Origin of the sequence: Pseudomonas sp. 18.1.10 (genome assembly GCF_024655625.1) — a bacterium.
Lineage (GTDB): Bacteria > Pseudomonadota > Gammaproteobacteria > Pseudomonadales > Pseudomonadaceae > Aquipseudomonas.
Map to the genome: position 1 here is coordinate 1 of NZ_JANLGL010000053.1, position 26,327 is coordinate 26,327.

Consider the following 26,327-nt stretch of genomic DNA (forward strand, 5'->3'; position numbering starts at 1 on the left):
GGTTGATACATGTGCTGACTGATCCACCGCTTTCGCGAGCAAGCCCGCTCCCACACAAGCCCACTCCCACATTGGGATCTGCGGTGTCAGGACGATTGTGCCTCGCTGACCAACCAATCCATTAACGCTTCAAGCCCCTCCGACGGCGCCGTCCCCGGCGGATGCACCAGGTAATACCCCATCCCCGTCGGCACCCGCAGCGCAAACGGCATCACCAACCGCCCCGCCTTCACATCCTCGCCAATCAGCGCACTGTCGCCAATCGCTACGCCCGAGCCTTGGGACGCCACCGTCATCGCCAGATCCAACGTTTCAAAATGATGCCCCTGGGCCAGGTTGCTCAAGTGCGTGTTCGCGGCTTTCAGCCACAGCGCCCAATCCCGCTCGTCTCGCGTGGGGTGCAGCAGCACCTGTTGCTGCAAATCCAATAGGCAGTGCAAGTCGCCAAGCAATGCGGGCGCGCAGACCGGTGTGAGTTGCTCGTCGAACAGATGCCGCGCCTCGGCCGGTTGCTCGGCAATGGGCGCGTAGATCAGCGCCGCGTCGAATTGCTCGCGGCGAAAATCCACGCTGTAGGCCACGGTGGTGGTGAGTTCCACCGGCACGTCAGGGCGTTCCTTTTGCCATTGCATCAGGCGCGGCAGCAGCCAGCGCATCACGCAGGTGGAGGCCTTGAGTTGCAGGGTCTGGCGACGGCGGCCGATCTGCTCCACGGCGTCACCGAGCAGGCCGAAGACCTGCTGCGCACGCAGCGACCATTCGCGGCCTTCGTCGGTGAGGCGCAAGCCGCGCGCCTGGCGTTGGAACAGGGCGTAGCCCAAATGGCTTTCCAGCCCGGCGATCTGCCGGCTCACCGCGCCTTGGGTGATGTGCAGTTGCTCGGCAGCGCGGGTGAAGTTGCAGCACTGGGCGGTAACCCAGAAGGTGTGCAGCGCGGGCAGCGGTGGCAGGCGTTTCATCGCGGTTCAGCCATGACGTGAGGACATGGCTAGTATGACTTTTTATCGATTGTTGCCGCTACCGGCCAGCCGCTCCAATACCGCCTCGAATCCCTAACAAGAGCGACCTCAATGGCGACCTGCGGCGAAGTATTGGTCAACCTCCTCGAAGGCTACGGCGTGGACCAGGTGTTTGGCATCCCCGGCGTGCATACCGTGGAGTTGTATCGCGGCCTGGCCCGTTCGGGCATCCGTCACGTCACCCCGCGCCACGAACAGGGCGCCGGTTTTATGGCCGATGGCTACGCGCGCACCAGCGGCAAACCCGGCGTGTGTTTCATCATCACCGGCCCAGGCATGACCAATATCACCACGGCCATGGGCCAGGCCTACGCCGACTCGATCCCGATGCTGGTGATTTCCAGCGTGCAATCGCGCAGCCAATTAGGCGGCGGGCGCGGCAAGCTGCATGAGCTGCCGAACCAGGGCGCGATGATGGCCGGGGTGGCGGCGTTCTCCCATACGTTGATGTCGGCAGCGGAGTTGCCCGGCGTGCTGGCGCGGGCATTTGCTGTGTTCCAGGCCGGGCGACCGCGCCCGGTGCATATCGAGATTCCGCTGGATGTGCTGGTGGAAAATGCCGATGCGCTGCTGGGCAGCGAGCCGGTCAGCGTGGCGCGCGCAGGGGCCGCGCCGGCGGCGGTGAAGCAGATGAGCCAGTTGCTGGCGGCGGCCAAGCGGCCGTTGATCCTCGCCGGCGGCGGCGCCATTGATGCGGCGCGCGAATTGACCCAGCTTGCAGAAGCGCTTGGCGCGCCGGTCGCGCTGACCATCAACGCCAAAGGCCTGCTGCCTTCGGCTCACCCGCTGCTGATCGGCTCGACCCAAACCCTGGTCGCCACCCGCGCCTTGGTGGCCGAAGCGGATGTGGTGCTGGCCATCGGCACCGAGCTGGCCGAGACCGACTATGACGTCACCTTCGCGGGCGGCTTCAAGATCCCCGGTGCCTTGCTGCGCATCGATATCGACCCTGACCAGACCGTGCGCAACTACCCGCCCCAGGTGGCGCTGGTGGCCGACGCGCAGATCGCTGCCGAGGCGCTGCTGGGCGAATTGAATCGCCAGCCGCTGCCTGCGCGTGATGCTGATTGGGGCGCACCACGCGTCGCCCAACTGTGGGCCGAACTGGCGCCCACTTGGGACGCCGCCACCCGCGCGCAGACCCAGTTCCTCGACACCGTCCTGCAAGAGCTGCCCGCCGCCGTCATCGTCGGCGACTCCACCCAACCGGTGTACAGCGCCAACCTGACCCTGAACCTCGACCACCCGCGCCGCTGGTTCAACTCGTCCACCGGCTACGGCACCCTGGGCTACGCGTTGCCCGCCGCCATCGGCGCGTGGCTGGGGCGTGGCGACGGGCAACCGGTGGTGTGCCTGATCGGCGACGGCGGCCTGCAATTCACCCTGCCGGAACTGGCCAGCGCCGTGGAGGCACGCACGCCGATCATCGTGCTGCTGTGGAATAACCAGGGCTACGAAGAGATCAAGAAATACATGCTCAACCGCGCGATCGAACCGGTTGGCGTGGACATCTACACCCCGGACTTTATCGGCGTGGCCACGGCACTCGGTTGCGCCGCCGAACGCATCCAGGGCATCGAACAGTTGCGCAGCGCCTTGCGCGCCGCCACGGATCGCCAGGGGCCGACGCTGATTGAAATCGACCAGGCACTTTGGATGCAGGCGGTGGCGCAATGAACGGTGTGTATATCAACGGTGAGTGGCGTGAAGGCAACCAGGTGTTGGAGGTGGTCAACCCGGCCACCGAAGCGCTGCTGGCGCACGTCAGCGTGGGCGATGCCGCAGCGGTGACACTGGCGGTGGATGCCGCCAGTGCAGCCTTTGCCGACTGGTCGAAAAGCACCGGCCGTGAGCGCGCCGCGCTGTTGCGCAAGATCGCCGAGGGCGTGGGCGCGCAGCGTGAACAGCTGATGCACCTGCAGTCGAGCAACAACGGCAAGCCGCTGTTCGAGGCGGGCATCGATGTGGATGACGTGATCGCCACGTTCGACTACTACGCCGCTGTCGCCGAGGGCATGGACGCCGGACAAGACCGCCCGGTCGAGCTGCCCACTACGGATTTCAGTGCTCGCCTGCGTCGTGAGCCGTGCGGCGTGGTCGGGCTGATCGTGCCGTGGAATTTCCCCATGGTGACCACTGCCTGGAAACTCGCCCCGGCCCTCGCCGCCGGTTGCTGCGTGGTGCTCAAACCGTCGGAAGTCACGCCGCTGGCCGAGCTGCAACTGGCGCGGATCATCGCCGACGCGGGCGTGCCGGCCGGCGTGTTCAACCTGGTGTGCGGCACCGGTCTGGCGGTGGGCGCACCGCTGGCAGCGGACCCTCGGGTGGCGAAGATTTCCTTCACCGGCAGCAACACGGTAGGCGTGCAGGTGATGCAACGCGCGGCCGAAACCATCAAGGGCGTGAGCCTGGAATTGGGCGGTAAATCGTCGCTGCTGGTGCTGGCGGATGCCGACCTCGACCTGGCCGTGGAACTGGCGTGTGGCGGCGGCTTTTTCAACGCCGGGCAGATGTGTTCGGCGACCAGTCGCGTGCTGGTGGCTGACCATTTGGCCGACGAATTCCTACGCCGCTTGCAGATGCGCGCTGAAGGCATCCGCGTGGCTGATCCGTTTAGCGACGACGTGGAAATGGGCGCACTGATCAACCGCGCGCAGTACCAGCGGGTGCTCGGGCATATCCAACGTGGCATCGCGGATGGCGCGCGGTTGCTGTGTGGCGGGGAGCGTCCGGCGGGGCTGGAGAAAGGCTTTTTCATCCGGCCGACGGTGTTCACCGAGGTGCCGCTGGACAGTGCGTTGTGGAACGAAGAAATCTTTGGCCCGGTGTTGTGTGTCAGACGTTTTGCCACTGAGGACGAGGCAATTGCCTTGGCCAACGACAGCGATTTCGGCCTGGTGGCCAGCGTGGTCAGTGGCGATGCCGACGCCGCCGGGCGCGTGGCCAATGCCTTGCAGGCCGGGCTGGTGTGGATCAACGCGCCGCAGGTGATCTTTCCGCAGACGGCATGGGGCGGCTACAAGCAGAGCAGCATCGGCCGCGAGCTGGGGCCGTGGGGGTTGGCGGCGTTTCAGGAGGTCAAGCATGTGATTCGCGCTAACTGACGCTGAAAATTTCCCTGTGGAATGAGGACAACTGTGGGAGCGGGCTTGCTCGCGAATGCAGGCACCTCGGTGTTACTGAATCTCCTCTGGCTTCACAATCACCCAATTCTTATCCGCCGTCACCGCCAACCCTTCCTTGGCCTGCGCCGCCGCGTGCTTGGCGATCATGCCGTTGAGCTGGGTCATGTATTTGTCCTTGCGGTTGATCCACAAGTGCACGCCACCCTTGGCCACGTCCACATCGTGAAACAGCATGTAGCCATCGCTCGTTGGCGTATCGCCGCCCACCAGCACCGGTTTTTTCCATTCGTCGATGTAGGTGAGGATCGCCGCGTGCTTGCCGGCCATCCAGGTTGCCGGGGTCCACAGGTAAGGCGTGAGTTCCAGGCCGAGGTTGGCCTTCTCGTCGTATTTACCGGCGCTGATCTGTTTGCGTGCAGTGGTCAGCTCGCCGGTCTTGCGGTCCTTGAGCAGGGTGGTCACGCCGATGACATTTTCGGGTTTGACGTTGTAGCCGTACTTCGGATCGGCGGCGACCATGCGCACCAGCTCTTCCGAAGCGGCGGTCATCACGTACACGTCGATGCCGTTTTCCATCAGCTTGTTGTACAGCTCCTGCTGGCCGGTGAAGATCTTCGGCGGCTGCACTTCGGATTTTTTCACCACCTCGCCTTCGAAATAGCTGACCGGCACCGGCTTGCCGGAGGCCATCAGTTCGTCGACCTGGACCTTGAGTTCCTTGAGGGTGAAGCCAGAAAACACCTGGGCCACCCACGGGTAGCAGACCATGTCGTCCACTTCGCAGAGGCGATAGTAGTAACTGAACAGGCTCTCCTTGTGCTCGGCGGTGTCTTTGAACGGCATCAGCTTGAGCGACGGGTCGAGGCTGTCGCGGGTAATCAGGCCCTTGTTTTCCATGTAGGGCAGCAGGGATTCTTCGAGGTCGTAGCGGTAGCTGGTGTTGTCCATGTCGAACACCGCGAAGTTACCCTTGTTGGCGTTGGCGGCGATCATCTCGTCTAGTTGCTTGGCCGCCGGGGCGGGCCAGTGTTTCAACTCGGTGGCGGCCATGGCGTGGCCGGCAAGGCCCAGGCACAGTGCGGCGGCAAACAGTCTCGAAGCGAGCTTCATATGCGTTTTCTCCCTGAGTGAAAAACCTCGACGCTAACAAATCCCTGTGACAGTTACCGCCCGAGCGCGACCGCTTGCGTCCTGATCCCGCCAAGCGCATACGCCTGAGCGTCAAACGCTTATTCCAAAAACGACAGTCACCATTCCATATCGGTATTAAATCAATATATTTCAAGCTGTTAGGCTTTCCGGTTCGCAATCGCAGGCTCACGCGATTGGCAGCCTCTGACGGAGCTCTAATGAATCTGCCCCTGATTCTCAACTTACTGGTGTTCGTGGCCCTGTTACTGGGCCTGGCACAAACCCGCCGCACAAACTGGAGCCTCGCCAAGAAGGTGTTGTTCGCCCTGGCCCTGGGCGTGGCGTTTGGTGTGGCGCTGCATACGATTTACGGCGCCGGCAACCCGGTGCTTAAGGCCTCCATCGGCTGGTTCGACCTGGTCGGCAATGGCTACGTGCAATTGCTGCAAATGATCGTGATCCCGCTGGTATTTGCCTCGATCCTCAGCGCCGTGGCGCGCCTGCACAACGCCGCGTCCCTGGGCAAGATCAGCTTCCTGACCATCGGCACCCTGCTGTTCACCACCGCGATTGCTGCGTTGATCGGCATTGGCCTGACCAACCTGTTCGGCCTCACCGCCGAAGGCCTGGTGGCCGGCACCCAGGAAATGGCGCGCCTGCAAGTGATCCAGAGCGATTACGCGGGCAAGGTCGCCGACCTGAATATCCCGCAGTTGCTGCTGTCGTTCGTACCGTCCAACCCGTTCGCCGACCTGGCGCGGGCCAAGCCGACATCGATCATCAGCGTGGTGATCTTCGCTGCGTTCCTCGGGGTTGCCGCGCTGCAACTGCTCAAGGATGACGTGGAAAAAGGCCAGAAAGTCCTCAACGCCATCGACACCCTGCAAGCCTGGGTGATGCGCCTGGTGCGCCTGGTGATGAAACTCACGCCGTACGGCGTATTGGCGCTGATGACCAAGGTGGTCGCCGGTTCCAACCTGCAAGACATCATCAAGCTCGGCAGCTTTGTCGTGGTCTCGTACCTGGCCCTGGGCCTGATGTTTGTGGTGCACGGCCTGCTGCTGTCCCTGGCCGGGGTCAACCCGCTGCGCTTCTTCCGTAAAGTGTGGCCGGTGCTGACGTTTGCCTTCACCAGCCGCTCCAGCGCGGCAGCGATTCCGTTGAGCATCGAGGCGCAGACCCGTCGCCTGGGCATCCCGCAGTCCATCGCCGGCTTTGCCGCTTCGTTTGGCGCGACCATCGGCCAGAACGGTTGCGCCGGTCTTTATCCGGCGATGTTGGCGGTGATGGTAGCGCCGACCGTGGGCATCAACCCGCTGGACCCGCTGTGGATCGCGACCCTGGTGGCGATTGTGACCTTGAGTTCGGCCGGTGTGGCCGGCGTGGGTGGCGGTGCGACGTTTGCCGCGTTGATCGTGCTGCCGGCGATGGGCTTGCCGGTGTCACTGGTGGCGTTGCTGATTTCCGTGGAGCCGCTGATCGACATGGGCCGCACGGCGCTGAACGTGAACGGTTCGATGACGGCGGGGGCGATTACCAGCCAGATCATGGGGCAGACGGATAAGGCGCTGCTGGATGCCGATGAGCATGCTGAGTTAGCGCAGGCCTGATGGACCGCATTCGCGAGCAAGCCCGCTCCCACATTTTGACCACATTCTCATGTTAGAACTCGGTCAAATGTGGGAGCGGGCTTGCTCGCGAAGCTCTTAGGCTCTTTCCCAAACCTCAAAGTTGTAAGCAGGCTTATCAGCTTCAGCCGGGTTCTCCAGATTGGACACCAGCTTCCACTGGCCCTGATCAAACTCCGGAAACCAAGCATCCCCTTCCGGGCTCAACGCCACCCGCGTCAAATACAGGCGATCCGCCTGCTCCAGCCCCTGCGCATACAACTGCGCACCGCCGATCAGCATCAGCTCATCCACGCCCTGGGCCAGTGCCCATTCTTCGGCGCGCTCCACCGCCGCTTCCAGCGACGGAAAAACTTCCGCACCTTCAAGCTTCAGATCGGTCTGACGGCTGACCACAATGTTCAAGCGCCCTGGCAACGGTCGACCAAGAGAATCCCAGGTCTTGCGCCCCATGATGATCGGCTTGCCGAGGGTGGTGGCCTTGAAATATTTGAAATCCCCCGGCAAGTGCCAGGGCATGCTGTTGTCGACGCCGATCACGCGGTTTTCACCGAGGGCTGCGATCAGGCTTAAAGGGAGAGTTTTTTTCATGGCGACGAGAATACCAGAGCCACGAGCCAGGGGTTATGCTCCAGGCTCACTCACACAACAGGACGGCGCGTGACTCCCCTGCACACACTCTGGCTGACAGAAACCGTGCGCCTGCGTGAAGAACACGCCGGCCCCCTGGAAGACCAGGAAGCCAACCGCCTGGCCCGCGCCGCCGGTGGCGACCTGCCGACGCGCATCCAGCAGCGCGCCCTGCACCTGGCCGAGCGCGATGGTTTGACCTCCGCCCTGACCCGCTGGCTGCAAGGCGCACGCCTGGCGCTGGTGCTGCTGGCAATCGTCGCCGTGCTCAGCGGCGCAGGCCTGGCCTTCGCCGCGCTGGGCAACGGCCAGACACCCGTGAATGTGTTCTGGGCGCTGGGCAGCCTGCTCGGCTTGAACCTGATCCTGCTAATAAGCTGGGCCCTGGGCCTGCTGTTTGCCGGCGAACACGCCGCCAGCCTCGGGCGCTTGTGGTTGTGGCTCAGCGAAAAACTTGCCCGCGACGCCAAGGCCGCACAACTGGCGCCGGCGCTGCTGTTGCTGCTGCAACGGCAAAAGCTCAATCGCTGGGCCGTCGGTGTGCTGGTCAACGGCCTGTGGCTGCTGGCATTGACCAGTGCGCTGGTGATTTTGCTGACGCTGCTCGCCACCCGCCGCTACGGTTTTGTGTGGGAAACCACCATCCTCAGCGCCGATACTTTCGTCGCCGCCACCCAGGCCCTGGGCAGCCTGCCCGCCCTGCTCGGCTTCAACGTGCCCACTGTCGAGATGATCCGCGCCAGCGGCGATTCCGCCTTGAATATCGAAAGCGCCCGCCAGGCCTGGGCCGCGTGGCTGGTCGGTGTGCTGCTGGTCTACGGCCTGCTGCCGCGCCTGATCCTCGCCCTGCTCTGCCTGTGGCGCTGGCAACGCGGGCGCGCCAGCCTGCGCCTGGACCTCAACCTGCCCGGCTACAGCCAACTGCGCGAGCGTTTGATGCCCAGCAGCGAACGCCTCGGCGTCAACGACGCCGCCCCGGAGCAACTGCACCAGGTCAGCGGCGGCGTCAGCGAACTGGAAAGCGACGGCGCCCTGCTGGTGGCCATCGAGCTGGACGATCAACACCTGTGGCCGCCCAAACTGCCGGCCAACGTCAAAGATGCCGGCATCCTCGACAGCCGCGAATCACGGCACAAACTGCTGGAGCAACTCACGCGTTTCCCACCCGCGCGCCTGGCCATCGCCTGCGACCCACGGCGCTCGCCGGATCGCGGCAGCCTGGCGTTGATCGCCGAGCTTGCGCGCAGCGCCACTGAAACCCGCGTGTGGCTGCTGCAAGCACCCCACGGCCAGGCGCTGGACGCCGAACGCCTGGGCGACTGGCACACCGCACTGCAACAGCTGGAACTGCCCTTCGCCGACTGCGCGCCGCTGAACTGGCTGGAGACCGGTCATGACTAAACCGCTGAAACTCGCCGTGGTCGGCCACACCAATGTCGGCAAGACCTCGCTGCTGCGCACGCTGACCCGCGACGTGGGCTTTGGCGAAGTGTCCCATCGCCCCAGCACCACGCGGCATGTCGAAGGGGCGCGCCTGTCGGTAGATGGCGAAGCGCTGCTGGAGCTGTACGACACTCCCGGCCTGGAAGATGCCATCGCCCTGCTCGACTACCTCGAACGTTTGGACCGCCCGGGCGAACGCCTCGACGGTCCGGCGCGCCTGGCGCGGTTCCTCGACGGCAGCGAAGCGCGCCAGCGTTTCGAGCAGGAAGCCAAGGTGCTGCGCCAACTGCTGGCCTCGGACGCCGGCCTGTATGTGATCGACGCCCGCGAGCCGGTGCTGGCCAAGTACCGCGACGAGCTGCAAGTGCTGGCCAGTTGCGGCAAGCCGTTGCTGCCGGTGCTCAACTTCGTCAGCAGCAGCGACCACCGCGAGCCGGACTGGCGTGAAGCCCTGGCCCGCCTGGGCCTGCATGCGCTGGTGCGATTCGACAGCGTCGCGCCACCGGAAGACGGCGAACGGCGCCTGTACGAAAGCCTCGCCCTGCTGCTGGAAAGCGCGCGGCCGCAGTTGGAACGCTTGATTCTCGACCAGGAAGCCCAGCGCCAGGCCCGCCAGCAAAGCGCCGCACGCTTGATCGCCGAGCTGCTGATCGACTGCGCCGCGTGCCGGCGCAGCGTGGTCACCGAAGATGAACCGCAAGCCATCAACGACCTGCGCAAAGCCGTGCGCCAACGTGAACAGAAGTGCGTGGAAGCCCTGCTCAAACTGTTCGGCTTCCGCCCGCAGGACGCTGCCGCCAGCGACTTGCCGCTGCTGGACGGGCGCTGGGGCGATGACCTGTTCAACCCGGAAACCCTCAAGCAACTCGGCGTGCGCGTCGGCGGCGGCATCGCCGCAGGCGCGGCGGCCGGGGCCGGTGTGGATCTGCTGGTCGGCGGCTTGACCCTGGGCGCCGCCGCCCTGGCCGGCGCGATTGCAGGTGGCGCCCTGCAAACCGCGCGCAGCTACGGCGGCCGCCTGCTCGGCAAGATCAAGGGCCAGCGCGAGCTGACCGTGGACGACGGCGTGCTGCGCCTGCTCGCCCTGCGCCAACGCCAGTTGCTCAAGGCCCTGAACCAGCGCGGGCATGCGGCGATGCACAGCATCAAGGTCGACACGCCTCAGGACAAAAACTGGCGCGAAGGCAAGTTGCCGGACGCGCTGCACAAGGCGCGCGCCCATCCGCAATGGTCGTCCCTCAACCCTCACGCCAAGCTCAGCCAGGCCGAGCGCCAGGAACAGGTCGAAGCCTTGGCCCAGCGCCTCGACGAAACCTAAGCCGCCAGCACCTGCCGCGCCTTGGCCTTGAGCAGTTCAAGGTCGAGCACCGGCACGTGCATTTGCTTGGCCTGCTCATCCCAGTGGCGCATGCGCAAACTCACGGCACACAGCGGGTCCTGTTCGAATGCCTGGGCCTCTTCGGCGCTCATCACGCCGCCTTGGTAACCCAAGGTGCGGCGGCTGGCTTTACTCAGGCGGGCGTAGTAGTCCGGCTGGCTGAACGTCAGGTAGCGCTTGGCCTGCACGTGGTATTCCACCAGCCTGGCCAGGCGTTCGCTGAACCCTGCGCGGCGCAGGTAATCCGCGCCCAAACGTTCATGGCTGACCACGCCATAACCGCCCATGTTCGCGCCGCCCTGGCCGCACAGATGGCCGATGTCGTGGAAAAACGCCGCCAGCACCACCTCATCGTCGAAGCCTTCGGCCATCGCCCATTGGGCAGCCTGGGACATATGCTCGATCTGCGACACCGGCTCGCCGATGTAGTCCGCCGCGCCGTGCTGTTCATACAAGCCAAACACTTCGGCAATCGCTTGTTCGGGGTTCATCAGGCTGCGCCCCATAACAGGCTGATGTTGCGCTCGGCCAGCGCCGGCCCGACGCTCATGCCCACGCCGGTGTGCATCAATGCCGCGTTCACCCCCGGCGCCGCCCGCACGAAGGAAAACGGCCCTGGCCCCCGTGAGCCGTACACACCCTGCCAACGCTCGACCACCTGGATCTTGCAACCCAGGGTCTGCTCGGCCAGCTCGATCATCCAGTCATCGACCCTTTCGGCATTGAACGGCGAGGCATCGCGGCCGTAGTCGTGGGAGTCGCCGATAATCAGTTCACCGTGGGGCGTAGGGCTGATGAGCAGATGGATGCCGTGTTCATGCAGGTGCGGCGCCTCCCGCAGGATGTGCGCCTGCACCGCAGCGGCCTCGGGCAGGTCGGCGAAGGCGCCGTAGTGCACGCAACTCAAGCCGGTGAGCAACGCGTGTTGCAGGTTCAGGTTCACCGCTGGCCGCGCGCGCAGCATTTGCAGGCGGCAGATACTCGGATTGAGTGCGGCCATCGCATCAGCCAGCAGGGTTTGATAGTCATGCCCGGAGCAGACGATGATCTGCTCGCCCCGAAAGCTGCCCGCCGTGGTGTGCACCCGGCCGGGTTCGACGTCGCGCACCAGGGTGGAAAAGTGAAACTCCACCTGCAGTTCGTTGCGCAGGTAGTGGATCAACGCCGGGATCGCTTCGCGCGAATACAGCTGCTGATCGTCCCGGCCATGCAACGCGGCGCGGTGATGGCGGAACTGGCCGCCGTACAGGTCATTCAGCGCGGCGCCTTGCAGCAGTTCGACGTGGTAGCCGTGCGCCTTGGCGCGACCGGCGCAGAAGGCTTCCAGCAGATGCTCTTCGGCCTCGGTGCGGGCGAACAGGTAGGAGCCGTTGCGCTTGAGTTGCAGGTTGGCGACCTGGGCCCAGTGGCCCCAGATCTCGCGGCTTTCCCGCGCCAGGTCAAGCATCGGGCCCGGTGGTTGGCCGGTGACCAGGGCCTGGCCGAAGTTGCGCACCGAGGCGCCCAGCGGCGTGGCGTTGCGTTCGAAGACCTTGACCTTGAGGCCGCGCTTGGCGGCGGCATAGGCATGGGACAGGCCGAGGATGCCGGCGCCGACAATTAGCAGGTCGGTGGGGTGTGTCATGGAATGATGTCCTGAATTCAAGGCCGCCTTCGCGAGCAAGCCCGCTCCCACATTTGAATGTGTTCACAAATCAAAATGTGGGAGCGGGCTTGCTCGCGAAGAGGCCAGCAGCCCTAACGAAAAAATTACTGACCGACAACCTTCTCCGACTTGCCGTCATAGCGCTTACGCCACTCGGTCAGGATGCTGTCGCGATTCTTCGACGCCCAGGCAAAGTCGTTCTGGATCAAGCGCTGCTCGTAGTCAGCTGGCAATTCGGTCTGCGGCTTGGCAATCCCCGGCTGGGCGAGGACGGCGAAGTTGTCCTTGTACAAATCCATTGCCGCGGCGCTGGCAGAGAAGTCAGCGAGCTTTTTGGCTGCGTCGGCATGGGCGGTGCCCTTCATGATCGCCGTGGCTTCGATGTCCCAACCCAGCCCTTCTTTCGGCAGGATGATGTCCAGCGGCGCGCCCTGGCGCTTCAACTGCACGGCCGGGTATTCAAAGGAAATACCAATCGGGAATTCACCCGACGCCGCCAACTTGCACGGCTTGGAGCCGGAGTGAACGTATTGGCCGATGTTCTGGTGCAGGTCGTCCATGTACTGCCAGCCTTGCTTCTCGCCGTAGGTCTGCAACCACGCGCTGACATCCAGGAAACCGGTGCCGGACGAGGCCGGGTTGGGCATGACGATCTTGCCCTTGTACTCAGGCTTGGTCAGGTCCTGCCAGCTCACGGGTTTGCTCAGGCCCTGCTTCTCGGCTTCGACGGTGTTGAAGCAGATGGTCGCGGCCCACACGTCCATGCCGACCCAGGCCGGTGGGTTGGCGGGGTCGCGGTAGTTTTTGCCGATCTTGTCCAGGTCCTTCGGCGCGTAGTTGTCCAGCATGCCTTGCTGATCGAGGATCGCCAGGCTCGACGCCGCCAGGCCCCAGACCGCGTCGGCTTGCGGGCGGTCTTTCTCGGCCAGCAGCTTGGCGGTGATGATGCCGGTGGAGTCGCGCACCCACTTGATCTCGATGTCCGGGTTGGCCTTTTCGAAGGCCTGCTTGTAGGTCTTCAACTGCTCGGCTTCGAGGGCCGTGTACACGGTGAGGTCGGTCTTGGCGAAGGCATTCAGGCTGAATGCAGACAGTACGGCAGCGACCAGCGCCAGGGGCTTGAACATGGAACACCTCCTATCGGGATTATTGGCCGGGCGCGGTCTGGCGCCAGGCTTGGGAGCGACGCAGGGCGCCACGGGAAGCCCACGCCAGCAGCAGCGAGACGCCGGCCGAGGTGAACAGGATCAGGGTCGACATGGCCGCCGCACCGCCTACGTTGCCGGCGTCGTCCATGTTCAACACGGCGACGGCGGCGAGGATGGTGTCGGGGCTGTAGAGGAAGATCGCGGCGGACACGGTGGTCATCGCCGACACAAACAGGTAGCGCACGATGTCCAGCAGCGCCGGCAGGCAGATCGGCACGGTGACTTTCAGGTAGTGGCGATACAACGGCGCCTTGAGGGACAGCGCGGCGGCTTCGAACTCGGCGTCCAGCTGGCGCAACGCGGTGGTGGCGGTCATCTGTGCGGTGGTCAGATAGTGCGCAATGGTGCACACCACCAGCAGGGTCATGGTCCCGTAGAACACATGCAGCGGGTTGCCGTTGAGGTTGAAAAAGAACACGTAGCCCAGGCCCAGCACCAACCCCGGCACGGCCATCGGCACGAAGCTGAGCATGCGCAGCGCGAGGTTGAGGCCTTTCTGGCCCTTGGTCTTTTCCATCAGGTAGGCGCCGGTGAAGATCAGCACGCTGCCGATCAACGCGGTGCACAAGGCCATGGTCAGGCTGTTGCGATAGGCCAGCCAGCCGCCGCCGGCGGTGTCTTCGAACCTGTAGTGGTTCAGCGACAGCGACAGGTTGTACGGCCAGAATTTCACCAGCGAGGAGTACACCGCCATGCCGAACACCAGCAGCAAGACCGCGCAGATCAGCAGGACGATGGCCAGGTAGCAGCCGTCCCTTAAGCGTGAAGGCAGCGGTTGGAACACCTGGGCGCGGCCGCTCATGGCATCGCCGTGACGGCGGCGCAGCCACGCATCCACCCCAAAGCTGAACAGTGCCGGCAGCAGCAACACCATGCCAATCAACGCGCCGCGACCGAACTGTTGCTGGCCGACCACCGCCTTGTAGGCTTCCAGCGCCAGCACTTGATAATCACCGCCCACCACCACGGGCACGCCGAAGTCGGTGATGGTCAGGGTGAACACCAGGCAGAACGCCGCGAACACGGCCTGGCGCGTGGCCGGCCAGGTGATGCTGCGAAACGCCCGGGCCGGGCTCGCGCCCATGCTGGAGGCGGCGTCGAACAGGCGCGCATCCGCCAAAGACAGCGCCGACAGCAGGATCATCAAGGCGTGTGGGAAGGTGTAGATCACTTCACCCAGAACAATGCCCCAGAAGCCGTAGATATTGTCCGAGAGCAAGCCGCGCAACATGCCCTGGTTGCCGAACAGATAGACCAGCGCAATCCCCGGCAGCATCGACGGCGCCATCAACGGCAACAGGGACAGGCCGCGCCAGATCGCCTTGCCGGGAATCAGCGTGCGTTGCAGCGCGTAGGCAAACAGGTAGGCCAGCGGTACGACAATGGCCGCGACGCTGAGGGAAACTTTCAGGCTATTGCCGAGCAGCCAGTGGAAGTTGGCGCTGGTAATCAGTTCTCGGGCAGCGACCAGACCACCGCCCTGCCCGGCCTCGCTGCTGAAACCGCGCCAGAAGATCGCCAGCAACGGCAGCAACACGGCGACGCCGAGCAAGCACAGCCAGAGCAGTTTGCCGCCGACCACAAACAGGCGGTCGCCCAGTTCGGCACGGGAAGCCTGGCGTGCGGCAGGCAAGGTCATGACAGCAGCCATCTCAGGCAAACACCTGCAGGCTGCGCGGCGGCAAGGCCACCCAGATGTCCTGGGCGCCCAGGCGTGGCATGGCTTCCGGCGCGAGTTCGGCCAGCAGCGCATGGCCCGGCAGTTGCTCCAATTCAAAGCTCATGCGGCAGCGGTTGCCGAGAAAAGTGATCTCGCGGACCTTGGCCGGGAACAGGTTTTCTTCATGCACCGGCGGGTTGACGCTGATGGCTTCCGGGCGGCAGAACAGGCGCCCGGACTTGGCCACGCCGGCGTCATCGGCCAGGCGCATGTTCATCCCGCCGACCTGGGCATGGCTGGCGCTGTTGCGGCTGAAGGGCAGCCAATTGCCCTGGCCGACAAACTCCGCCACAAACGGCGTGGCCGGGCGGTCGTAGATTTCCTGGGGCGTGGCGTATTGCTCGACCTTGCCGTTGTTCATCACGGCGATGCGGTCGGCCATCAACATGGCCTCGTCCTGGTTGTGGGTGACCATCAGCGTGGTGATGCCCAGGCGCCGTTGCAGTTGGCGCAGCTCGGTGCACAGATGCTCGCGCACCCGGGCGTCGAGGGCCGACATCGGTTCATCCAGCAGCAATAACGAAGGTGCCGGCGCCAAGGCGCGGGCCAGGGCGACACGCTGTTGTTGGCCGCCGGAGAGTTGGCCGGGGTATTTCTTTTCGCTGCCCAGCAGGCCCACCAGTTCCAGCATCTGCCCGACGCGCTGGCGCACTTCGTCCCGGCCGCTGCCGGTGAGGCCGTAGCCGATGTTCGCTTCGACGGTGAGGTTGGGAAACAGCGCGTAGGACTGGAACAAGATGCCGTAGTCCCGCGCCTGGGGCGGCAGCAGGGAAACGTCGCGATTGCCCAGGTAAAGTTCACCACTGTCCTGACGCTCCAGGCCGGCGATGCAGCGCAGCAAGGTGGTCTTGCCACAGCCGGACGGGCCCAGCAGGCACACCAGCTCACCGGCGGCGACGTCCAGGGACACGTTGTCCAGCGCGGTGAAGGCGCCGAAGCGTTTCTGGACATTGCGCACCTTCATCGGTGCGCCGGGTTGGGTCAGGGCAGTGTTCATGCAAGGCACCTCATCAAACGGATGAAGGCCATGCTAGGCAGGGAATGCGTCGCTGGTGTGGCAGGAAGGCAAAAGGTGGTGATAGTGGTATTGGTGGATTTGGGTAAGGATCAAAGGGGTGTGGTGCCTGCACTGCCGCTTTCGCGGGCAAGCCCGCTCCCACACTTGGATCGGTGTATATCCTTACAAATCGCGACATCCCCCGCTACAAAACCAACAGGCTTTTCACCTCTCGATCCGTATAATGCGGACCTCTCAAGTATGTAAGAATCGCGACATACGTTTGTAGTCTTACTTACCCCAGCTTCCGCACTGGCCTGCTGAGCCGAGCCATTCACACAGGTGCCATCCATGGATTTCAACCCGCTCGACCTTATCCTGCATCTCGACGTCTACCTCGACATGCTGGTAACCAACTACGGTCCGTGGATCTACGCCATTCTGTTCCTGGTCATCTTTTGCGAAACCGGCCTGGTGGTCATGCCGTTCCTGCCGGGTGATTCGTTGCTGTTTATTGCTGGCGCCGTGGCGGCCGGGGGTGGCATGGACCCGGTCTTGCTCGGCGGTCTGTTGATGCTGGCGGCGATACTCGGCGACAGCACCAACTATGTGATCGGGCGAACGGCCGGAGAACGCTTGTTCAGCAATCCGAACTCGAAAATCTTCCGTCGTGACTACCTGCAAAAAACCCACGACTTCTACGACAAGCACGGCGGCAAAACCGTGACCCTCGCGCGCTTCCTGCCGATCCTGCGCACGTTTGCGCCGTTCGTCGCCGGCATCGCGCGCATGCCTTACCCGCGCTTCTTCGGTTTCAGCGTACTGGGCACCATCCTCTGGGTCGGCGGCCTGGTGACCCTGGGCTACTTCTTTGGCAACGTGCCATTTATCAAGAAGAACCTCTCGCTGCTGGTGGTGTTTATCATCCTGCTGTCGCTGGTGCCGATGATCATTGGCGTATTGCGCAGCCGTTTTGGCAGCACGTCCTCCGAAGCCAAGCCGCAGTAACTGGCGATGTGGTCCCTCAGCGCCTGGCGTCGCCGGCGCCTGCTGGCCAAGCACCCGATTGCCGATGACACCTGGCAGCGGGTGCGCGAGCACCTGACCTTTCTCGACGGCATCAGCGCCGAACAGGATCGATGGCTGCGCGAAGCCTGCGTGGTGTTCCTCACCGAAAAGCACCTCACTGCCCTCCCCGGCGTCGAACTGCACCAGGAACAACGCCTGCTGCTGGCCGCCCAGGCGCAACTGCCATTGATGAACCTGGGCGACCTCGACTGGTACCAGGGCTTCCACGAAATCGTGCTGTACCCCGACGACTTCCTCAGCCCCCAGCGCCATCGCGACAGCAGCGGCATCGAACACGAATGGGACGGCGAACACAGCGGCGAAGCCTGGCAACAGGGCCCGGTGATCCTCGCCTGGCCGGGCGTGCAGGCCAGCGGCAACTGGGAAGGCTACAACCTGGTCATCCATGAACTGGCGCACAAACTCGACATGCTCAACGGCGACGCCAATGGCCTGCCGCCGCTGCACCACGACATGCGCGTGCAAGAGTGGGCGAGCGTGATGCAAGGCGCCTACGACGACCTTAATCGCCAGTTGGACGCCAACCCGGATGCCGACACCGAGATCGACCCCTACGCCGCCGAAAATCCGGCGGAGTTCTTTGCCGTCACCAGCGAATACTTTTTCAGCGCCCCGGATTTACTGGTCAGCAATTATCCACAGGTGTACACCCAACTCAGCCGCTTTTATCGCCAGGATCCCCTGGCCCGCCTGCACCAACTGCAAGCCAGCGACCCGCGTTATCAGCCACAGGGCGAATGACCGTACGACGTCTGGCGCATGGCATCGGCGCCAGAATGTGCCTATAATCGCCGCCACTTTTAGGCCAATCCGGCCAAGTTTCTTGGCCAATTAACGGGGGCAACGCCCAATGAGCTACAGCAAGATTCCGGCTGGCAAAGACCTGCCGAACGACATCTACGTCGCCATCGAGATTCCGGCCAACCACGCGCCGATCAAATACGAAATCGACAAAGACAGCGACTGCCTGTTCGTTGACCGTTTCATGGCCACCCCGATGTTCTACCCGGCCAACTACGGTTTCATCCCTAACACCCTGGCTGACGACGGTGACCCCCTCGACGTGCTGGTCGTAACCCCTTACCCGGTTACCCCAGGCTCGGTTATCCGTGCGCGCCCAGTGGGCATCCTGAACATGACCGACGACGGCGGCGGCGATGCCAAAGTTATCGCAGTGCCACACGACAAGCTGTCCCAGTTGTACGTGGACGTGAAGGAATACACCGACCTGCCGCCACTGCTGCTGGAACAGATCAAGCACTTCTTCGAGAACTATAAAGACCTCGAAAAAGGCAAATGGGTGAAGATCGACGGTTGGGGCAACGCAGACGCCGCCCGTGCCGAGATCATGAAGTCGGTTGCCGCCTACAAGGGCTGATAACCGCGCTTCATGGCGACAGCAATAAAAAAAGCCCCGATTATTCGGGGCTTTTTTGTGCGCGACATTAAACGCAGAGTTCAACAAAAAGCAACTAACGTTTAACAATACAAGAAATCTGAAAAATCAAACTACAACTAAGCAAAAACCTACACGCGCAAATCAACGCATGGTTTATTTGATTTGTTTCCCCCGCCAGTAAACTCTGCGTTTATGAATACATCAGGTGATCGTTTAAAAGCGCTGTTACGGGAAGTTCATCTTTCCGCCTCCGACTTCGCCAAAAACCGCGGCGTCACGCCTCAACACGTGAACAACTGGTTCAAGCGCGGCGTCCCCATGGGCCGACTCAACGAGATCGCAGAACTGCTATGCGTCACCAGTCGCTGGCTGAGCACCGGCCTTGGCCCCAAACACCCACCGGTCAACTTTATGTTGGACGGCCCCACTGCAAGGAATGCACTGCCCACCCGCGAAGACAGCGGCAAATACCTCACAGGCCCAGCCTGCGCCCCGGAAAAAATCGACGTGGAGATCCCCCTCCACCCCACTTTCACCTCCACCGAGCGCATCCGCGTCTCCCTGCACACCCTTGAAGCCCTCAGCGTAAATCCCGACCGCGCAATCGGCGCCTACATGGCCGACAACAGCATGATCGACATCATCCAACAGGGCGCCACCCTCGCCATCGACAGCGGCCGCACGCAAATCGTCGACGGCGAAATCTACGCCGTCGAACACGACGGCATGCTGCGCATCAAATACCTCTACAACCGTCCGGGCGGCGGCCTGCGCATGCGTAGCCACAACGCCAGCGAACATCCCGACGAATACCTCAACTACGAGCAACGCTTCGAACAGAGCGTGCAAATCGTCGGCTGGGTATTCTGGTGGTCCACCCTCAACAACCGCCGCCCACCTGTGCCGCTGGATGAACACCTGTTGGGCTGGGAAGGCTCTAAATCGGAACCGGAGGTGGGCATTTGAGGTGAATGTGGGTATCATGCGCCGCACATTTGGCAGGGGGTTGGCTTTAAGCTATTCACCCTGCTCGGCGATGCGGAGGAGTTCCCGCAGATGCCCCTACTATTCAGCCAGACGCAATGTTGGCTGAGCGATTTGAAGGCTGTTGAGGTTTGTCAAAAACAAGCTGAAGCGGTCCGCGAGAAGCCGGCCACAAGCCGGCTTTTTAATGCCCGCAAGAAAGTCATAGTGACCTGAGCGTCAATCATCGGTAACTCGCCCTCATTCAAAGAACACCCAACGCGGCCTTCGCAGCAACGCGAGAGAACCAACGATATCTTCCCCTCCTCACATTGTCTCTTTTGGGTTGACAGTAAGACACACGCCAGCCGATTTATCACCCACAGCCCAACCATTAATCTGTGCCCATGTTGAACGCAACGCCCAACCAACCTAAACAAAAAAGGATTCAACCATGAGCACGCCAACCTACAACCGCTTGAACAAAGACGACGCCATCGTACTGCTGGTCGATCACCAGACCGGCCTGATTTCCCTGGTGCAGGACTTCTCGCCCAACGAGTTCAAGAACAACGTGCTCGCCCTGGCGGACCTGGCCAAGTTCTTCAACCTGCCGACCATCCTCACCACCAGCTTCGAACAAGGCCCCAACGGCCCGCTGGTGCCGGAGCTGAAAGAGATGTTCCCGGACGCGCCGTACATCGCCCGCCCTGGCCAAATCAATGCCTGGGACAACGAAGACTTCGTCAAGGCGATCAAGGCCACCGGCCGCAAGCAGATCATCATTGCCGGGGTGGTCACGGATGTGTGCGTCGCGTTCCCGACCCTGTCGGCACTGGCGGAAGGCTTTGACGTGTTTGTGGTCACCGATGCGTCGGGCACGTTCAACACCACCGTGCAACAGGCCGCGTGGAGCCGCATGACCCAGGCCGGCGCGCAGATGATGAACTGGTTCTCGGTGGCCTGTGAGCTGCACCGCGACTGGCGCAACGATATCGAAGGCCTGGGCAACCTGCTGTCCCAGCGCATTCCGAACTACCGCAACTTGATGAATGGTTACTCGGCGTTGACGGCGCGCAAGGACTAAACACCGCAAGTTAAACAAAATGCCTGCCTTGAAAAGCAGGCTTTTGTTGTTCGCATCCCTCTAACCAGCCAACTCTCGCTCAATCTGCTCAATACTCGGCAAGCTGGTTTGCAACTCAGCCGGCAACGACTCCACCCATTGATACTCCGCCACCCCAATCGGCCGGTTGTTATCGCGCAGTGCATATTCCGCTACCACTTCGTTCTTGCTCTTGCACAGCAGCAAGCCAATGGTCGGGCCATCCTGTGGGTGTTTAAGCTGGGCATCCACGGCGGCGAGGTAAAAACCCAACTTGCCCAGATGCTCGGGTTTGAACTTGCCCGCCTTGAGTTCAATCACGACGTAGCTGCGCAGTTTCAAGTGGTAGAACAGCAGATCAACGAAGAACTCGTCACCGCCCACGTCCAGCAGCACTTGCTGGCCGACAAAAGCGAAGCCTGCACCCAACTCCAGCAGAAAGTCGGTGACATGCTTGATCAACGCGTTTTCTATGTCGCGCTCCTGCGCGTCCAAAGCCAGACTCAAGAAGTCAAAACGGTACGGGTCTTTCAACGACTCGCGTGCCAGGTCGGATTGGGGTTTGGGCAGGAGGGTTTCGAAGTTGCTGACAGCCTTGCCACTGCGCTCCAACAGCCGGTTTTCAATGTGCATCACCAGCGTGTTGCGTGACCAGCTGTGCTCGATTGCCTGGGAGATGTACCAGCGACGGGTTTCGGGCCCTGGGAGTTTGTCCAGCAGCACCACATTGTGGCCCCATGGCAATTGTGCAGCAGCCTGTTGCACAAATTCCGAGTCCGGCCACGCCCCGGCAAAAGAACGCATGTATTTAAGATTACGCGGCGAAAAACCTTTCATGTTTGGAAAGGCCGCTCGCAGATCCCGAGCAAGACGATCGATAACTTTAGTTCCCCAACCCTGCTCAGCCTGCCGGGTCAGGATATCGTTGCCAATCTGCCAGTAAAGCAATACCAATTCACGATTCACCGCCAAACTCGCACGTTGTTGCGCCGTGTGGATGCGGCCCTTGAGATCGCTTAGCCAGTCAGAATAGCCTGCTGGAGGGGCGGTCAAGTCTTTGGATATTTCGCTCATGCCAATTCACCTCTTGAGTGTTAAGGCACGCTAGCCAGCGTCATTCTGAGCCCACAAGGCGCTACGATCGCTTCAGGAAGGACCTCTCAAGGAATACAGATCCGTCCTGCTGGCAATTGCAAATAGGCGTATTGCTTGACTCTCCCCTATACAGCACCCCCTACCCTGAATCTCCCCATTCAGGACAACCCACCATGCCCCACCGCATCCTGCTCATCCTCGGCCACCCCGCCACCACCAGCTTCTGCGCCGCACTCGCCGACGCCTACACCCGCAGCGCAAAAAACGCCGGCCATGAGGTGCGCGTCCTACGCCTGGGCGAGCTGGATTTCGACCCCATCCTGCACAACGGCTACACCCAGATCCAAGCCCTGGAACCCGACCTGCTCAGCGCCCAAGCCGACATCCTCTGGGCCACTCAGCTGACCTTCGTGTTGCCGATCTGGTGGGGCGGCATCCCGGCGTTGTTGAAAGGTTTTATCGACCGTATTTTCCTACCCGGCTTTGCCTTCAAATACCGCGCGGGCAAGGCGTTCCCCGACAAGCTCTTGCAAGGTCGAACCGCACATTTGTTGGTGGCCCTGGACACGCCGCCATGGTATTACCGCTGGTTCTACCGCATGCCGGGCGTGCATCAGATGCGCAAGACCACCCTGACGTTTTGCGGCATCAAACCAACCAAGACGTTGCTGTTCGGGCCGGTCTTGGGATCGACACCCACGCAACGGGAAAAATGGCTGAAACAAGCCGGCGCACTCGTGGGAAAAGGGAGTTTTCATGTACATCGGCAAAGCCGCGCAGCTGTCAGGCACGACCATCAAGGCGATTCGTCACTATGAGGCGATTGGCCTGTTACCGCCGCCCCAGCGGGAGGGCCAGTACCGGGTCTATTCCGAGCAGAGTGTCGAGCTGCTGATGTTTATCAAGTGCGCGCAACAGCTGGGCTTCAAGCTCAAGGAGTTGCAGCAAATCCTCCACGGCGACCCCGGCAACGCGTTGGCGCAGCAGCGTGCGACGCAGGCGCTTGCGCAGAAAAAGCAGGAGTTGGTCACGCAGATCGAAGCCCAGCAAAAGGTGCTTGCCGGCTTGCTGGCCTTTGAGGCCAGCCTGGACGGTGCGCAAGGGCAGTGCCAGTTCGAACGCCTGGTTGAAACTGGCCGCCCGTCACGGTCCTAGTTGAGCACGTCGCCCCATTTGCGTTGCACTTCACGTTCGTGGGCCACGCTGATGCGGGTCAGCGCGTCCACCCAGGCCACCGCGCCGTTGTTGGCTTCACGCAGCAGCGACATGATGTCGTCCATCTCGAAGTCGCCCGGTTCAGTGGCGTTGGTGTACTCGTCGAGCATTTTCCTGACCAGTTCATTGAGCTGCTGCTTGCTCGCCACTTTGGTCATAATCAGCAACATGGGCATCACGTCATCATCAACGTTGAAGGTGCTGAAGGCGTTGTGTTCTTCGTAGCCACTCAAAATGACGCCGAAACCGTTGAGGAAGCTTTCCAGAATCTTCTCCTGGCCGCGCACCGCCTCGGGCACCTTGTGGAAGGAAAAACCATACATCAGGGCCAGTACAAAAAAGACCTGATCCTCGACTTTCTTGTCGGGGAAACCGATCAGTTTTTCCGCTTTAGGCAACAGCGCTTCAAGGAAACCAATCGGCAACCGCCAGATGAATTCGGCCTCCGGGTCATCGTGCAACTCTTGCTTGAGCTCCTGCAAAATGACGCGCAGGGTCTCGATCGTTTGCTGCCCCGGACGCACCCCTGGCTCGTCGTCCATCAACAAGTCGTCGAGGTCGGCTTGGTAGCCACGGCTCACCGGCGTGATATCCGGCAACGCGGCGACACGTTCGGCTTCACCGACCAGTAGTTTGTCGAGGAGCTTGTTGCGGTTTTCCAGCACGAAGCGCACGAAGGTTTCTTCCTTGAGCGCCAGGCGCACCACGCCCGGCAGGAAGGCATAGATAAAGCCGCCAAGTTTTTCCACGTTGGCGTCATCACGCAATGCAGCCAGCGACGCCTCGCCGGTTTTTTCCTTGAGGAACGGCAAGATCTTCGGCTTGTTTTGCTCGATGGCCACGGCGACGTAGCCCAGCAGCTTGTCCTTGGCGCCGGCTTTTTTCTGTTGCTCGGCGGGGCTCTGTACGTCGGCGTCTTCGATGACTGCCAGGGCGAAGATTTCTTCGGCCTGCGCAGGCTCAGGTTCAGACGCCACGACCTGCGGCAGCGGAATGTCATCCGCCGATACTTGGCGCGCATCCACCAACGCCTGGTCGATCAGTGAGAAAAACTCGCCCAACTCCTTTTCGCCTACCTGGGTGAAGGAACCAACCTTACGCGCATTGATGTAAAGATCGCGCTTCTCCACCGACAACCCTTCCAGGTGTCGCCAGAAAAACAGGCGCGGCGCTTCAAACACCATTTTCAGCGCCAGCTTGCTCGCGCCCATCAGCACGCCTTCCTTGGCACCGCCGAACAGGGTGTCGTCGATCAGCACCAGCACTTCGTCTTCGCGCATATTGGCGCCGTAGGACTCCAGCGCCGCGTGCAGTTTTTTCTGCGGGATGTGCGGGCGCACGTACACGCGCTCCAGGCCCAGGCGCTCGGCCAAGTTGACCGTCATTTGCACCACGGCCTCGACTTGCGCAGCGCTCAACTCCTCGCTGCCGGCCGCCTTGGCTTCAGCGCGCTTCACCGAGGCCGGTGGCTGATCGGCGGACTGGCTGCGCATCCACTCCAGCAGCAACGTGAAGCACTGGTTGAGGTCGGCCTTGTCCGGCATGTTGAAGGCAATCGCCTGACGCTTGTTGAGGAAAAGTTTGCTGCCCTGAATCTCCAGGGATTGCACTTCGCTGTAGGCATAGCTGACAGCGTCGCTGAAGGTTTCGCGGATCGCCAGGCAGTCATGCCCGATCAGGCAACCGTCCTTGCCGCTGCCAAACATGGTGTCGTCGATCAACACCACCACGTCGCTGGGGTCCAGCGTCAAATCGTACGCCGCCAGTGCGTTGCTCAACAGCTTCTTGGGAATATTGGGTGCAACATGCACACGCCCCGAGCTTGAGTACTTTCTGGCCTGCAAGAACGCCAACAACGACATATCCCTATCTCCTCAAACGCGCTTTTTGTGCCTGCACTGTCCACGGGTGGCTGCAGGTCGTGGCGCAGAATAGCACTAGGCCATTACTGTGATAACCGCCTCTGCCACACACTGGCGTCGCGAACCAGTGTTCTTGCGACAATTTCTCATTAGCACTACCATCCCTTCCCCCACCCCCTGAGCGGCGCTTCGTGCCATGTCCGACGACCCCGGCAACCGCAACCTCGGCCCGCTCTATCGCCGCCACCGCAGCGAACTGCTGGCCTACCTCACCCGCCGGGTGAACTGTCGCGAAACCGCCAACGACCTGCTGCAAGACGCGTTTATCCGCCTGATGAACAGCGAAGTCGCCAAGATCGGCAACGTGCGCGCCTTCCTCTACCGCATCGCCAACAACCTGAGCATCGACCACGCCCGCCGCAACCGCGTGCGTGGCATTCGCGACGAACAGGAGCTGCAGGACCTGGCCGGTGACGCCGACCCGCAAGGCAGTGCGATCGCCGGAAATACCCTGGAGCATTTGCAGCGCCTGATCGATGGGCTACCCTCGCCCACCCGTGAAGTGTTTCTGCTGGCCCGGGTCGAGCAACTGAGCTACAAGGAAATCGCCATTCGCCTGGGCCTGGATGCCCGTGCGGTCGAGCGGCATTTGAACAAGGCCATGGCCCATTGCGCGGCGGTCCTGCAAGGCAACGAGTCCCGATGAATAATCACCCTGCACCCTCGCCCTCCGAACGTGACCAGCAAGCGCTGGATTGGTGGACGTGCCTGCGCAGCGAAAACATCAGCGCCGAGCAGCGCAATGAGTACGAACTGTGGCGTGCGGACCCGCTGAATGCCAATGCCTACCAGAATGTGGAAATGCTCTGGCGCCTGCTGGAGCAACCGGCCCACGCGGTACGCCGCAGCGAGCGACGCCGGCCGCTGCCACGACGCACGCTGTATGCCGCCGCAGCCTGCGTGTTGCTGGCCTTTGCCACGTTGATGCTGATGACCCCACCGCTGAACACCTGGGGCAGCGATTACGCCACGACCACCGGGCAGCAACAGGACATCGCCCTGGCCGACGGTTCACAGGTGCACCTGGACAGCGACAGCGCCGTCGATATCACCCTCGACAACGATGAACGCCGCGTGCACCTGTTGCGCGGTCGAGCGTTCTTCGACGTGAGCCACGATGGCCGGCCGTTCGTGGTGCAAACCGGCAGCACGCGCGTGCGTGTGCTGGGCACGGCGTTTGCCGTCAGCCATGGCGCGGCCGAGGATCAGGTGACGCTGCTGCGCGGCCGCGTCGAAGTGATGGGCGGCGGGCAACATCAGGTGCTGCAACCGGGCGAACAACTCAAGGTCATCGAGGGCCAGGTGCAAGCGCCGCAAGCCGTCGATGCCGAGCGCCTGCTGGCCTGGCGCGACGGCCAACTGCGCGTGCGCAATGCACCGCTGCGCGAGGTGCTGGAGGAGTTGGTGCGCTACCAGGGCGGCCGGGTGATCTGGCTCGACGAGCAGGTCGGACAGCGGCCCATCAGCGCCAGCTTCAACTTGAACCAGATCGACAGCGCCCTCGACGCGTTAATCAGCACACAAAAATTGCGCACCACCGCGCTGACCCGTCGCGTGCTGATCGTGCGCGGTTGAGCGCCACGCAAAAATTATTTTCGCCTCCCACGGTAATTCA

The 26,327-nt window shown here is 62.4% G+C and carries 24 protein-coding genes; 14 read left to right on the forward strand and 10 right to left on the reverse strand.

Annotation, left to right across the window (positions count from 1 at the left end; all coding sequences use genetic code 11):
• Window positions 1–86 precede the first annotated feature (86 nt).
• A complete protein-coding gene (locus NUV89_RS11890; protein ID WP_257781455.1) occupies window positions 87–959 on the reverse strand; it encodes a LysR substrate-binding domain-containing protein in 873 nt (290 codons plus the stop codon).
• Window positions 960–1,070: 111 nt separating this feature from the next.
• Between NUV89_RS11890 and NUV89_RS11895 the strand changes: the two genes are divergently transcribed.
• Window positions 1,071–2,696 (forward strand): 5-guanidino-2-oxopentanoate decarboxylase, encoded by a 1,626-nt coding sequence (locus tag NUV89_RS11895; protein ID WP_257781456.1) that lies wholly within the window; start codon window positions 1,071–1,073, stop codon window positions 2,694–2,696.
• Window positions 2,693–4,123, forward strand: coding sequence for an aldehyde dehydrogenase family protein (locus NUV89_RS11900; RefSeq protein WP_257781457.1), 1,431 nt, complete (start codon window positions 2,693–2,695; stop codon window positions 4,121–4,123). The genes NUV89_RS11895 and NUV89_RS11900 overlap by 4 nt, the downstream gene beginning before the upstream one ends.
• A 72-nt stretch (window positions 4,124–4,195) precedes the next feature.
• On the opposite strand, the gene NUV89_RS11905 is transcribed toward NUV89_RS11900, so the two are convergent.
• Window positions 4,196–5,254: a haloacid dehalogenase-like hydrolase gene (locus NUV89_RS11905; RefSeq protein WP_374684490.1), complete on the reverse strand. Its 1,059-nt coding sequence runs from the start codon at window positions 5,252–5,254 to the stop codon at window positions 4,196–4,198.
• Window positions 5,255–5,493: 239 nt separating this feature from the next.
• Between NUV89_RS11905 and NUV89_RS11910 the strand changes: the two genes are divergently transcribed.
• Entirely contained in the window at window positions 5,494–6,885 is a 1,392-nt protein-coding gene (locus NUV89_RS11910; protein ID WP_257781458.1) for an L-cystine transporter, read from the forward strand.
• Between the two features lie 96 nt (window positions 6,886–6,981).
• On the opposite strand, the gene NUV89_RS11915 is transcribed toward NUV89_RS11910, so the two are convergent.
• Window positions 6,982–7,494: a dihydrofolate reductase gene (locus NUV89_RS11915; RefSeq protein WP_257781459.1), complete on the reverse strand. Its 513-nt coding sequence runs from the start codon at window positions 7,492–7,494 to the stop codon at window positions 6,982–6,984.
• Window positions 7,495–7,563: 69 nt separating this feature from the next.
• Here NUV89_RS11915 and NUV89_RS11920 point away from each other — a divergent pair, with 69 nt between their 5' ends.
• Complete coding sequence (locus tag NUV89_RS11920) at window positions 7,564–8,934, forward strand: DUF2868 domain-containing protein (RefSeq protein ID WP_257781460.1); 1,371 nt, start codon at window positions 7,564–7,566, stop codon at window positions 8,932–8,934.
• Entirely contained in the window at window positions 8,927–10,294 is a 1,368-nt protein-coding gene (locus NUV89_RS11925; RefSeq protein ID WP_257781461.1) for a DUF3482 domain-containing protein, read from the forward strand. The genes NUV89_RS11920 and NUV89_RS11925 overlap by 8 nt, the downstream gene beginning before the upstream one ends.
• Here the strand turns inward: NUV89_RS11925 and NUV89_RS11930 are convergent.
• From NUV89_RS11930 to NUV89_RS11950, 5 genes are all read right to left on the reverse strand, one after another.
• Window positions 10,291–10,845, reverse strand: coding sequence for a phosphonate degradation HD-domain oxygenase (locus NUV89_RS11930; RefSeq protein ID WP_257781462.1), 555 nt, complete (start codon window positions 10,843–10,845; stop codon window positions 10,291–10,293). The genes NUV89_RS11925 and NUV89_RS11930 overlap by 4 nt on opposite strands.
• Window positions 10,845–11,978 (reverse strand): TIGR03364 family FAD-dependent oxidoreductase, encoded by a 1,134-nt coding sequence (locus tag NUV89_RS11935; protein ID WP_257781463.1) that lies wholly within the window; start codon window positions 11,976–11,978, stop codon window positions 10,845–10,847. The genes NUV89_RS11930 and NUV89_RS11935 overlap by 1 nt, the downstream gene beginning before the upstream one ends.
• A gap of 125 nt (window positions 11,979–12,103) precedes the next feature.
• Window positions 12,104–13,126: a putative 2-aminoethylphosphonate ABC transporter substrate-binding protein gene (locus tag NUV89_RS11940; RefSeq protein ID WP_257781464.1), complete on the reverse strand. Its 1,023-nt coding sequence runs from the start codon at window positions 13,124–13,126 to the stop codon at window positions 12,104–12,106.
• Window positions 13,127–13,145: 19 nt separating this feature from the next.
• On the reverse strand, window positions 13,146–14,858 hold the full coding sequence (locus NUV89_RS11945) for a putative 2-aminoethylphosphonate ABC transporter permease subunit (protein WP_257781465.1): 1,713 nt from the start codon (window positions 14,856–14,858) through the stop codon (window positions 13,146–13,148).
• 1 nt (window position 14,859) lies between these two features.
• Window positions 14,860–15,924 carry a putative 2-aminoethylphosphonate ABC transporter ATP-binding protein gene (locus NUV89_RS11950; protein ID WP_017734749.1) on the reverse strand — a complete coding sequence of 355 codons (1,065 nt, stop codon included), beginning with the start codon at window positions 15,922–15,924 and terminating at the stop codon, window positions 14,860–14,862.
• A gap of 351 nt (window positions 15,925–16,275) precedes the next feature.
• Between NUV89_RS11950 and NUV89_RS11955 the strand changes: the two genes are divergently transcribed.
• The 5 genes from NUV89_RS11955 to ycaC all read left to right on the forward strand — a co-directional run bounded on the left by NUV89_RS11955 (window position 16,276) and on the right by ycaC (window position 20,462).
• Complete coding sequence (locus NUV89_RS11955; protein ID WP_257781466.1) at window positions 16,276–16,932, forward strand: DedA family protein; 657 nt, start codon at window positions 16,276–16,278, stop codon at window positions 16,930–16,932.
• Window positions 16,933–16,938: 6 nt separating this feature from the next.
• Entirely contained in the window at window positions 16,939–17,754 is an 816-nt protein-coding gene (locus NUV89_RS11960) for a zinc-dependent peptidase (RefSeq protein ID WP_257781467.1), read from the forward strand.
• Window positions 17,755–17,863: 109 nt separating this feature from the next.
• On the forward strand, window positions 17,864–18,391 hold the full coding sequence (gene ppa, locus NUV89_RS11965) for an inorganic diphosphatase (RefSeq protein WP_003176323.1): 528 nt from the start codon (window positions 17,864–17,866) through the stop codon (window positions 18,389–18,391).
• 213 nt (window positions 18,392–18,604) lie between these two features.
• Window positions 18,605–19,378 (forward strand): S24 family peptidase, encoded by a 774-nt coding sequence (locus tag NUV89_RS11970; RefSeq protein WP_257781468.1) that lies wholly within the window; start codon window positions 18,605–18,607, stop codon window positions 19,376–19,378.
• A gap of 451 nt (window positions 19,379–19,829) precedes the next feature.
• Window positions 19,830–20,462: an isochorismate family cysteine hydrolase YcaC gene (gene ycaC, locus NUV89_RS11975; protein WP_257781469.1), complete on the forward strand. Its 633-nt coding sequence runs from the start codon at window positions 19,830–19,832 to the stop codon at window positions 20,460–20,462.
• A gap of 60 nt (window positions 20,463–20,522) precedes the next feature.
• Here the strand turns inward: ycaC and NUV89_RS11980 are convergent, their stop codons facing one another.
• Window positions 20,523–21,554, reverse strand: coding sequence for a YhcG family protein (locus NUV89_RS11980; RefSeq protein WP_257781470.1), 1,032 nt, complete (start codon window positions 21,552–21,554; stop codon window positions 20,523–20,525).
• A 194-nt stretch (window positions 21,555–21,748) separates the two neighbouring features.
• Here NUV89_RS11980 and NUV89_RS11985 point away from each other — a divergent pair, with 194 nt between their 5' ends.
• Together NUV89_RS11985 and NUV89_RS11990 are read left to right on the forward strand one after the other, a co-directional pair.
• On the forward strand, window positions 21,749–22,393 hold the full coding sequence (locus tag NUV89_RS11985; protein WP_257781471.1) for an NAD(P)H-dependent oxidoreductase: 645 nt from the start codon (window positions 21,749–21,751) through the stop codon (window positions 22,391–22,393).
• Window positions 22,332–22,730 (forward strand): MerR family transcriptional regulator, encoded by a 399-nt coding sequence (locus tag NUV89_RS11990; RefSeq protein WP_257781472.1) that lies wholly within the window; start codon window positions 22,332–22,334, stop codon window positions 22,728–22,730. Before NUV89_RS11985 ends, NUV89_RS11990 begins: the two co-directional genes overlap by 62 nt.
• On the opposite strand, the gene NUV89_RS11995 is transcribed toward NUV89_RS11990, so the two are convergent.
• Entirely contained in the window at window positions 22,727–24,652 is a 1,926-nt protein-coding gene (locus NUV89_RS11995; protein WP_257781473.1) for a hypothetical protein, read from the reverse strand. The two genes, NUV89_RS11990 and NUV89_RS11995, sit on opposite strands and share 4 nt — an antisense overlap.
• A 196-nt stretch (window positions 24,653–24,848) precedes the next feature.
• Here NUV89_RS11995 and NUV89_RS12000 point away from each other — a divergent pair, with 196 nt between their 5' ends.
• Together NUV89_RS12000 and NUV89_RS12005 are read left to right on the forward strand one after the other, a co-directional pair.
• Window positions 24,849–25,358: an RNA polymerase sigma factor gene (locus NUV89_RS12000; protein ID WP_257781474.1), complete on the forward strand. Its 510-nt coding sequence runs from the start codon at window positions 24,849–24,851 to the stop codon at window positions 25,356–25,358.
• Window positions 25,355–26,287 (forward strand): FecR family protein, encoded by a 933-nt coding sequence (locus NUV89_RS12005; protein ID WP_257781475.1) that lies wholly within the window; start codon window positions 25,355–25,357, stop codon window positions 26,285–26,287. The genes NUV89_RS12000 and NUV89_RS12005 overlap by 4 nt, the downstream gene beginning before the upstream one ends.
• Window positions 26,288–26,327 lie beyond the last annotated feature (40 nt).

What these genes read in the sequence shown, in the direction of transcription:
- NUV89_RS11960 (WP_257781467.1), top strand. Translation starts at nt 16,939, where the DNA reads ATGTGGTCCCTCAGCGCCTGGCGTCGCCGGCGCCTGCTGGCCAAGCAC.
- NUV89_RS11950 (WP_017734749.1), bottom strand. Translation starts at nt 15,924, where the DNA reads ATGAACACTGCCCTGACCCAACCCGGCGCACCGATGAAGGTGCGCAAT.
- NUV89_RS12000 (WP_257781474.1), top strand. Translation starts at nt 24,849, where the DNA reads ATGTCCGACGACCCCGGCAACCGCAACCTCGGCCCGCTCTATCGCCGC.
- NUV89_RS11925 (WP_257781461.1), top strand. Translation starts at nt 8,927, where the DNA reads ATGACTAAACCGCTGAAACTCGCCGTGGTCGGCCACACCAATGTCGGC.
- NUV89_RS11970 (WP_257781468.1), top strand. Translation starts at nt 18,605, where the DNA reads ATGAATACATCAGGTGATCGTTTAAAAGCGCTGTTACGGGAAGTTCAT.
- NUV89_RS11935 (WP_257781463.1), bottom strand. Translation starts at nt 11,978, where the DNA reads ATGACACACCCCACCGACCTGCTAATTGTCGGCGCCGGCATCCTCGGC.
- NUV89_RS11980 (WP_257781470.1), bottom strand. Translation starts at nt 21,554, where the DNA reads ATGAGCGAAATATCCAAAGACTTGACCGCCCCTCCAGCAGGCTATTCT.
- NUV89_RS11900 (WP_257781457.1), top strand. Translation starts at nt 2,693, where the DNA reads ATGAACGGTGTGTATATCAACGGTGAGTGGCGTGAAGGCAACCAGGTG.
- NUV89_RS12005 (WP_257781475.1), top strand. Translation starts at nt 25,355, where the DNA reads ATGAATAATCACCCTGCACCCTCGCCCTCCGAACGTGACCAGCAAGCG.
- NUV89_RS11985 (WP_257781471.1), top strand. Translation starts at nt 21,749, where the DNA reads ATGCCCCACCGCATCCTGCTCATCCTCGGCCACCCCGCCACCACCAGC.
- NUV89_RS11905 (WP_374684490.1), bottom strand. Translation starts at nt 5,254, where the DNA reads ATGAAGCTCGCTTCGAGACTGTTTGCCGCCGCACTGTGCCTGGGCCTT.
- NUV89_RS11930 (WP_257781462.1), bottom strand. Translation starts at nt 10,845, where the DNA reads ATGAACCCCGAACAAGCGATTGCCGAAGTGTTTGGCTTGTATGAACAG.
- NUV89_RS11890 (WP_257781455.1), bottom strand. Translation starts at nt 959, where the DNA reads ATGAAACGCCTGCCACCGCTGCCCGCGCTGCACACCTTCTGGGTTACC.
- NUV89_RS11910 (WP_257781458.1), top strand. Translation starts at nt 5,494, where the DNA reads ATGAATCTGCCCCTGATTCTCAACTTACTGGTGTTCGTGGCCCTGTTA.
- NUV89_RS11915 (WP_257781459.1), bottom strand. Translation starts at nt 7,494, where the DNA reads ATGAAAAAAACTCTCCCTTTAAGCCTGATCGCAGCCCTCGGTGAAAAC.
- ycaC (WP_257781469.1), top strand. Translation starts at nt 19,830, where the DNA reads ATGAGCACGCCAACCTACAACCGCTTGAACAAAGACGACGCCATCGTA.
- NUV89_RS11945 (WP_257781465.1), bottom strand. Translation starts at nt 14,858, where the DNA reads ATGGCTGCTGTCATGACCTTGCCTGCCGCACGCCAGGCTTCCCGTGCC.
- NUV89_RS11955 (WP_257781466.1), top strand. Translation starts at nt 16,276, where the DNA reads ATGGATTTCAACCCGCTCGACCTTATCCTGCATCTCGACGTCTACCTC.
- NUV89_RS11995 (WP_257781473.1), bottom strand. Translation starts at nt 24,652, where the DNA reads ATGTCGTTGTTGGCGTTCTTGCAGGCCAGAAAGTACTCAAGCTCGGGG.
- ppa (WP_003176323.1), top strand. Translation starts at nt 17,864, where the DNA reads ATGAGCTACAGCAAGATTCCGGCTGGCAAAGACCTGCCGAACGACATC.
- NUV89_RS11990 (WP_257781472.1), top strand. Translation starts at nt 22,332, where the DNA reads ATGTACATCGGCAAAGCCGCGCAGCTGTCAGGCACGACCATCAAGGCG.
- NUV89_RS11940 (WP_257781464.1), bottom strand. Translation starts at nt 13,126, where the DNA reads ATGTTCAAGCCCCTGGCGCTGGTCGCTGCCGTACTGTCTGCATTCAGC.
- NUV89_RS11895 (WP_257781456.1), top strand. Translation starts at nt 1,071, where the DNA reads ATGGCGACCTGCGGCGAAGTATTGGTCAACCTCCTCGAAGGCTACGGC.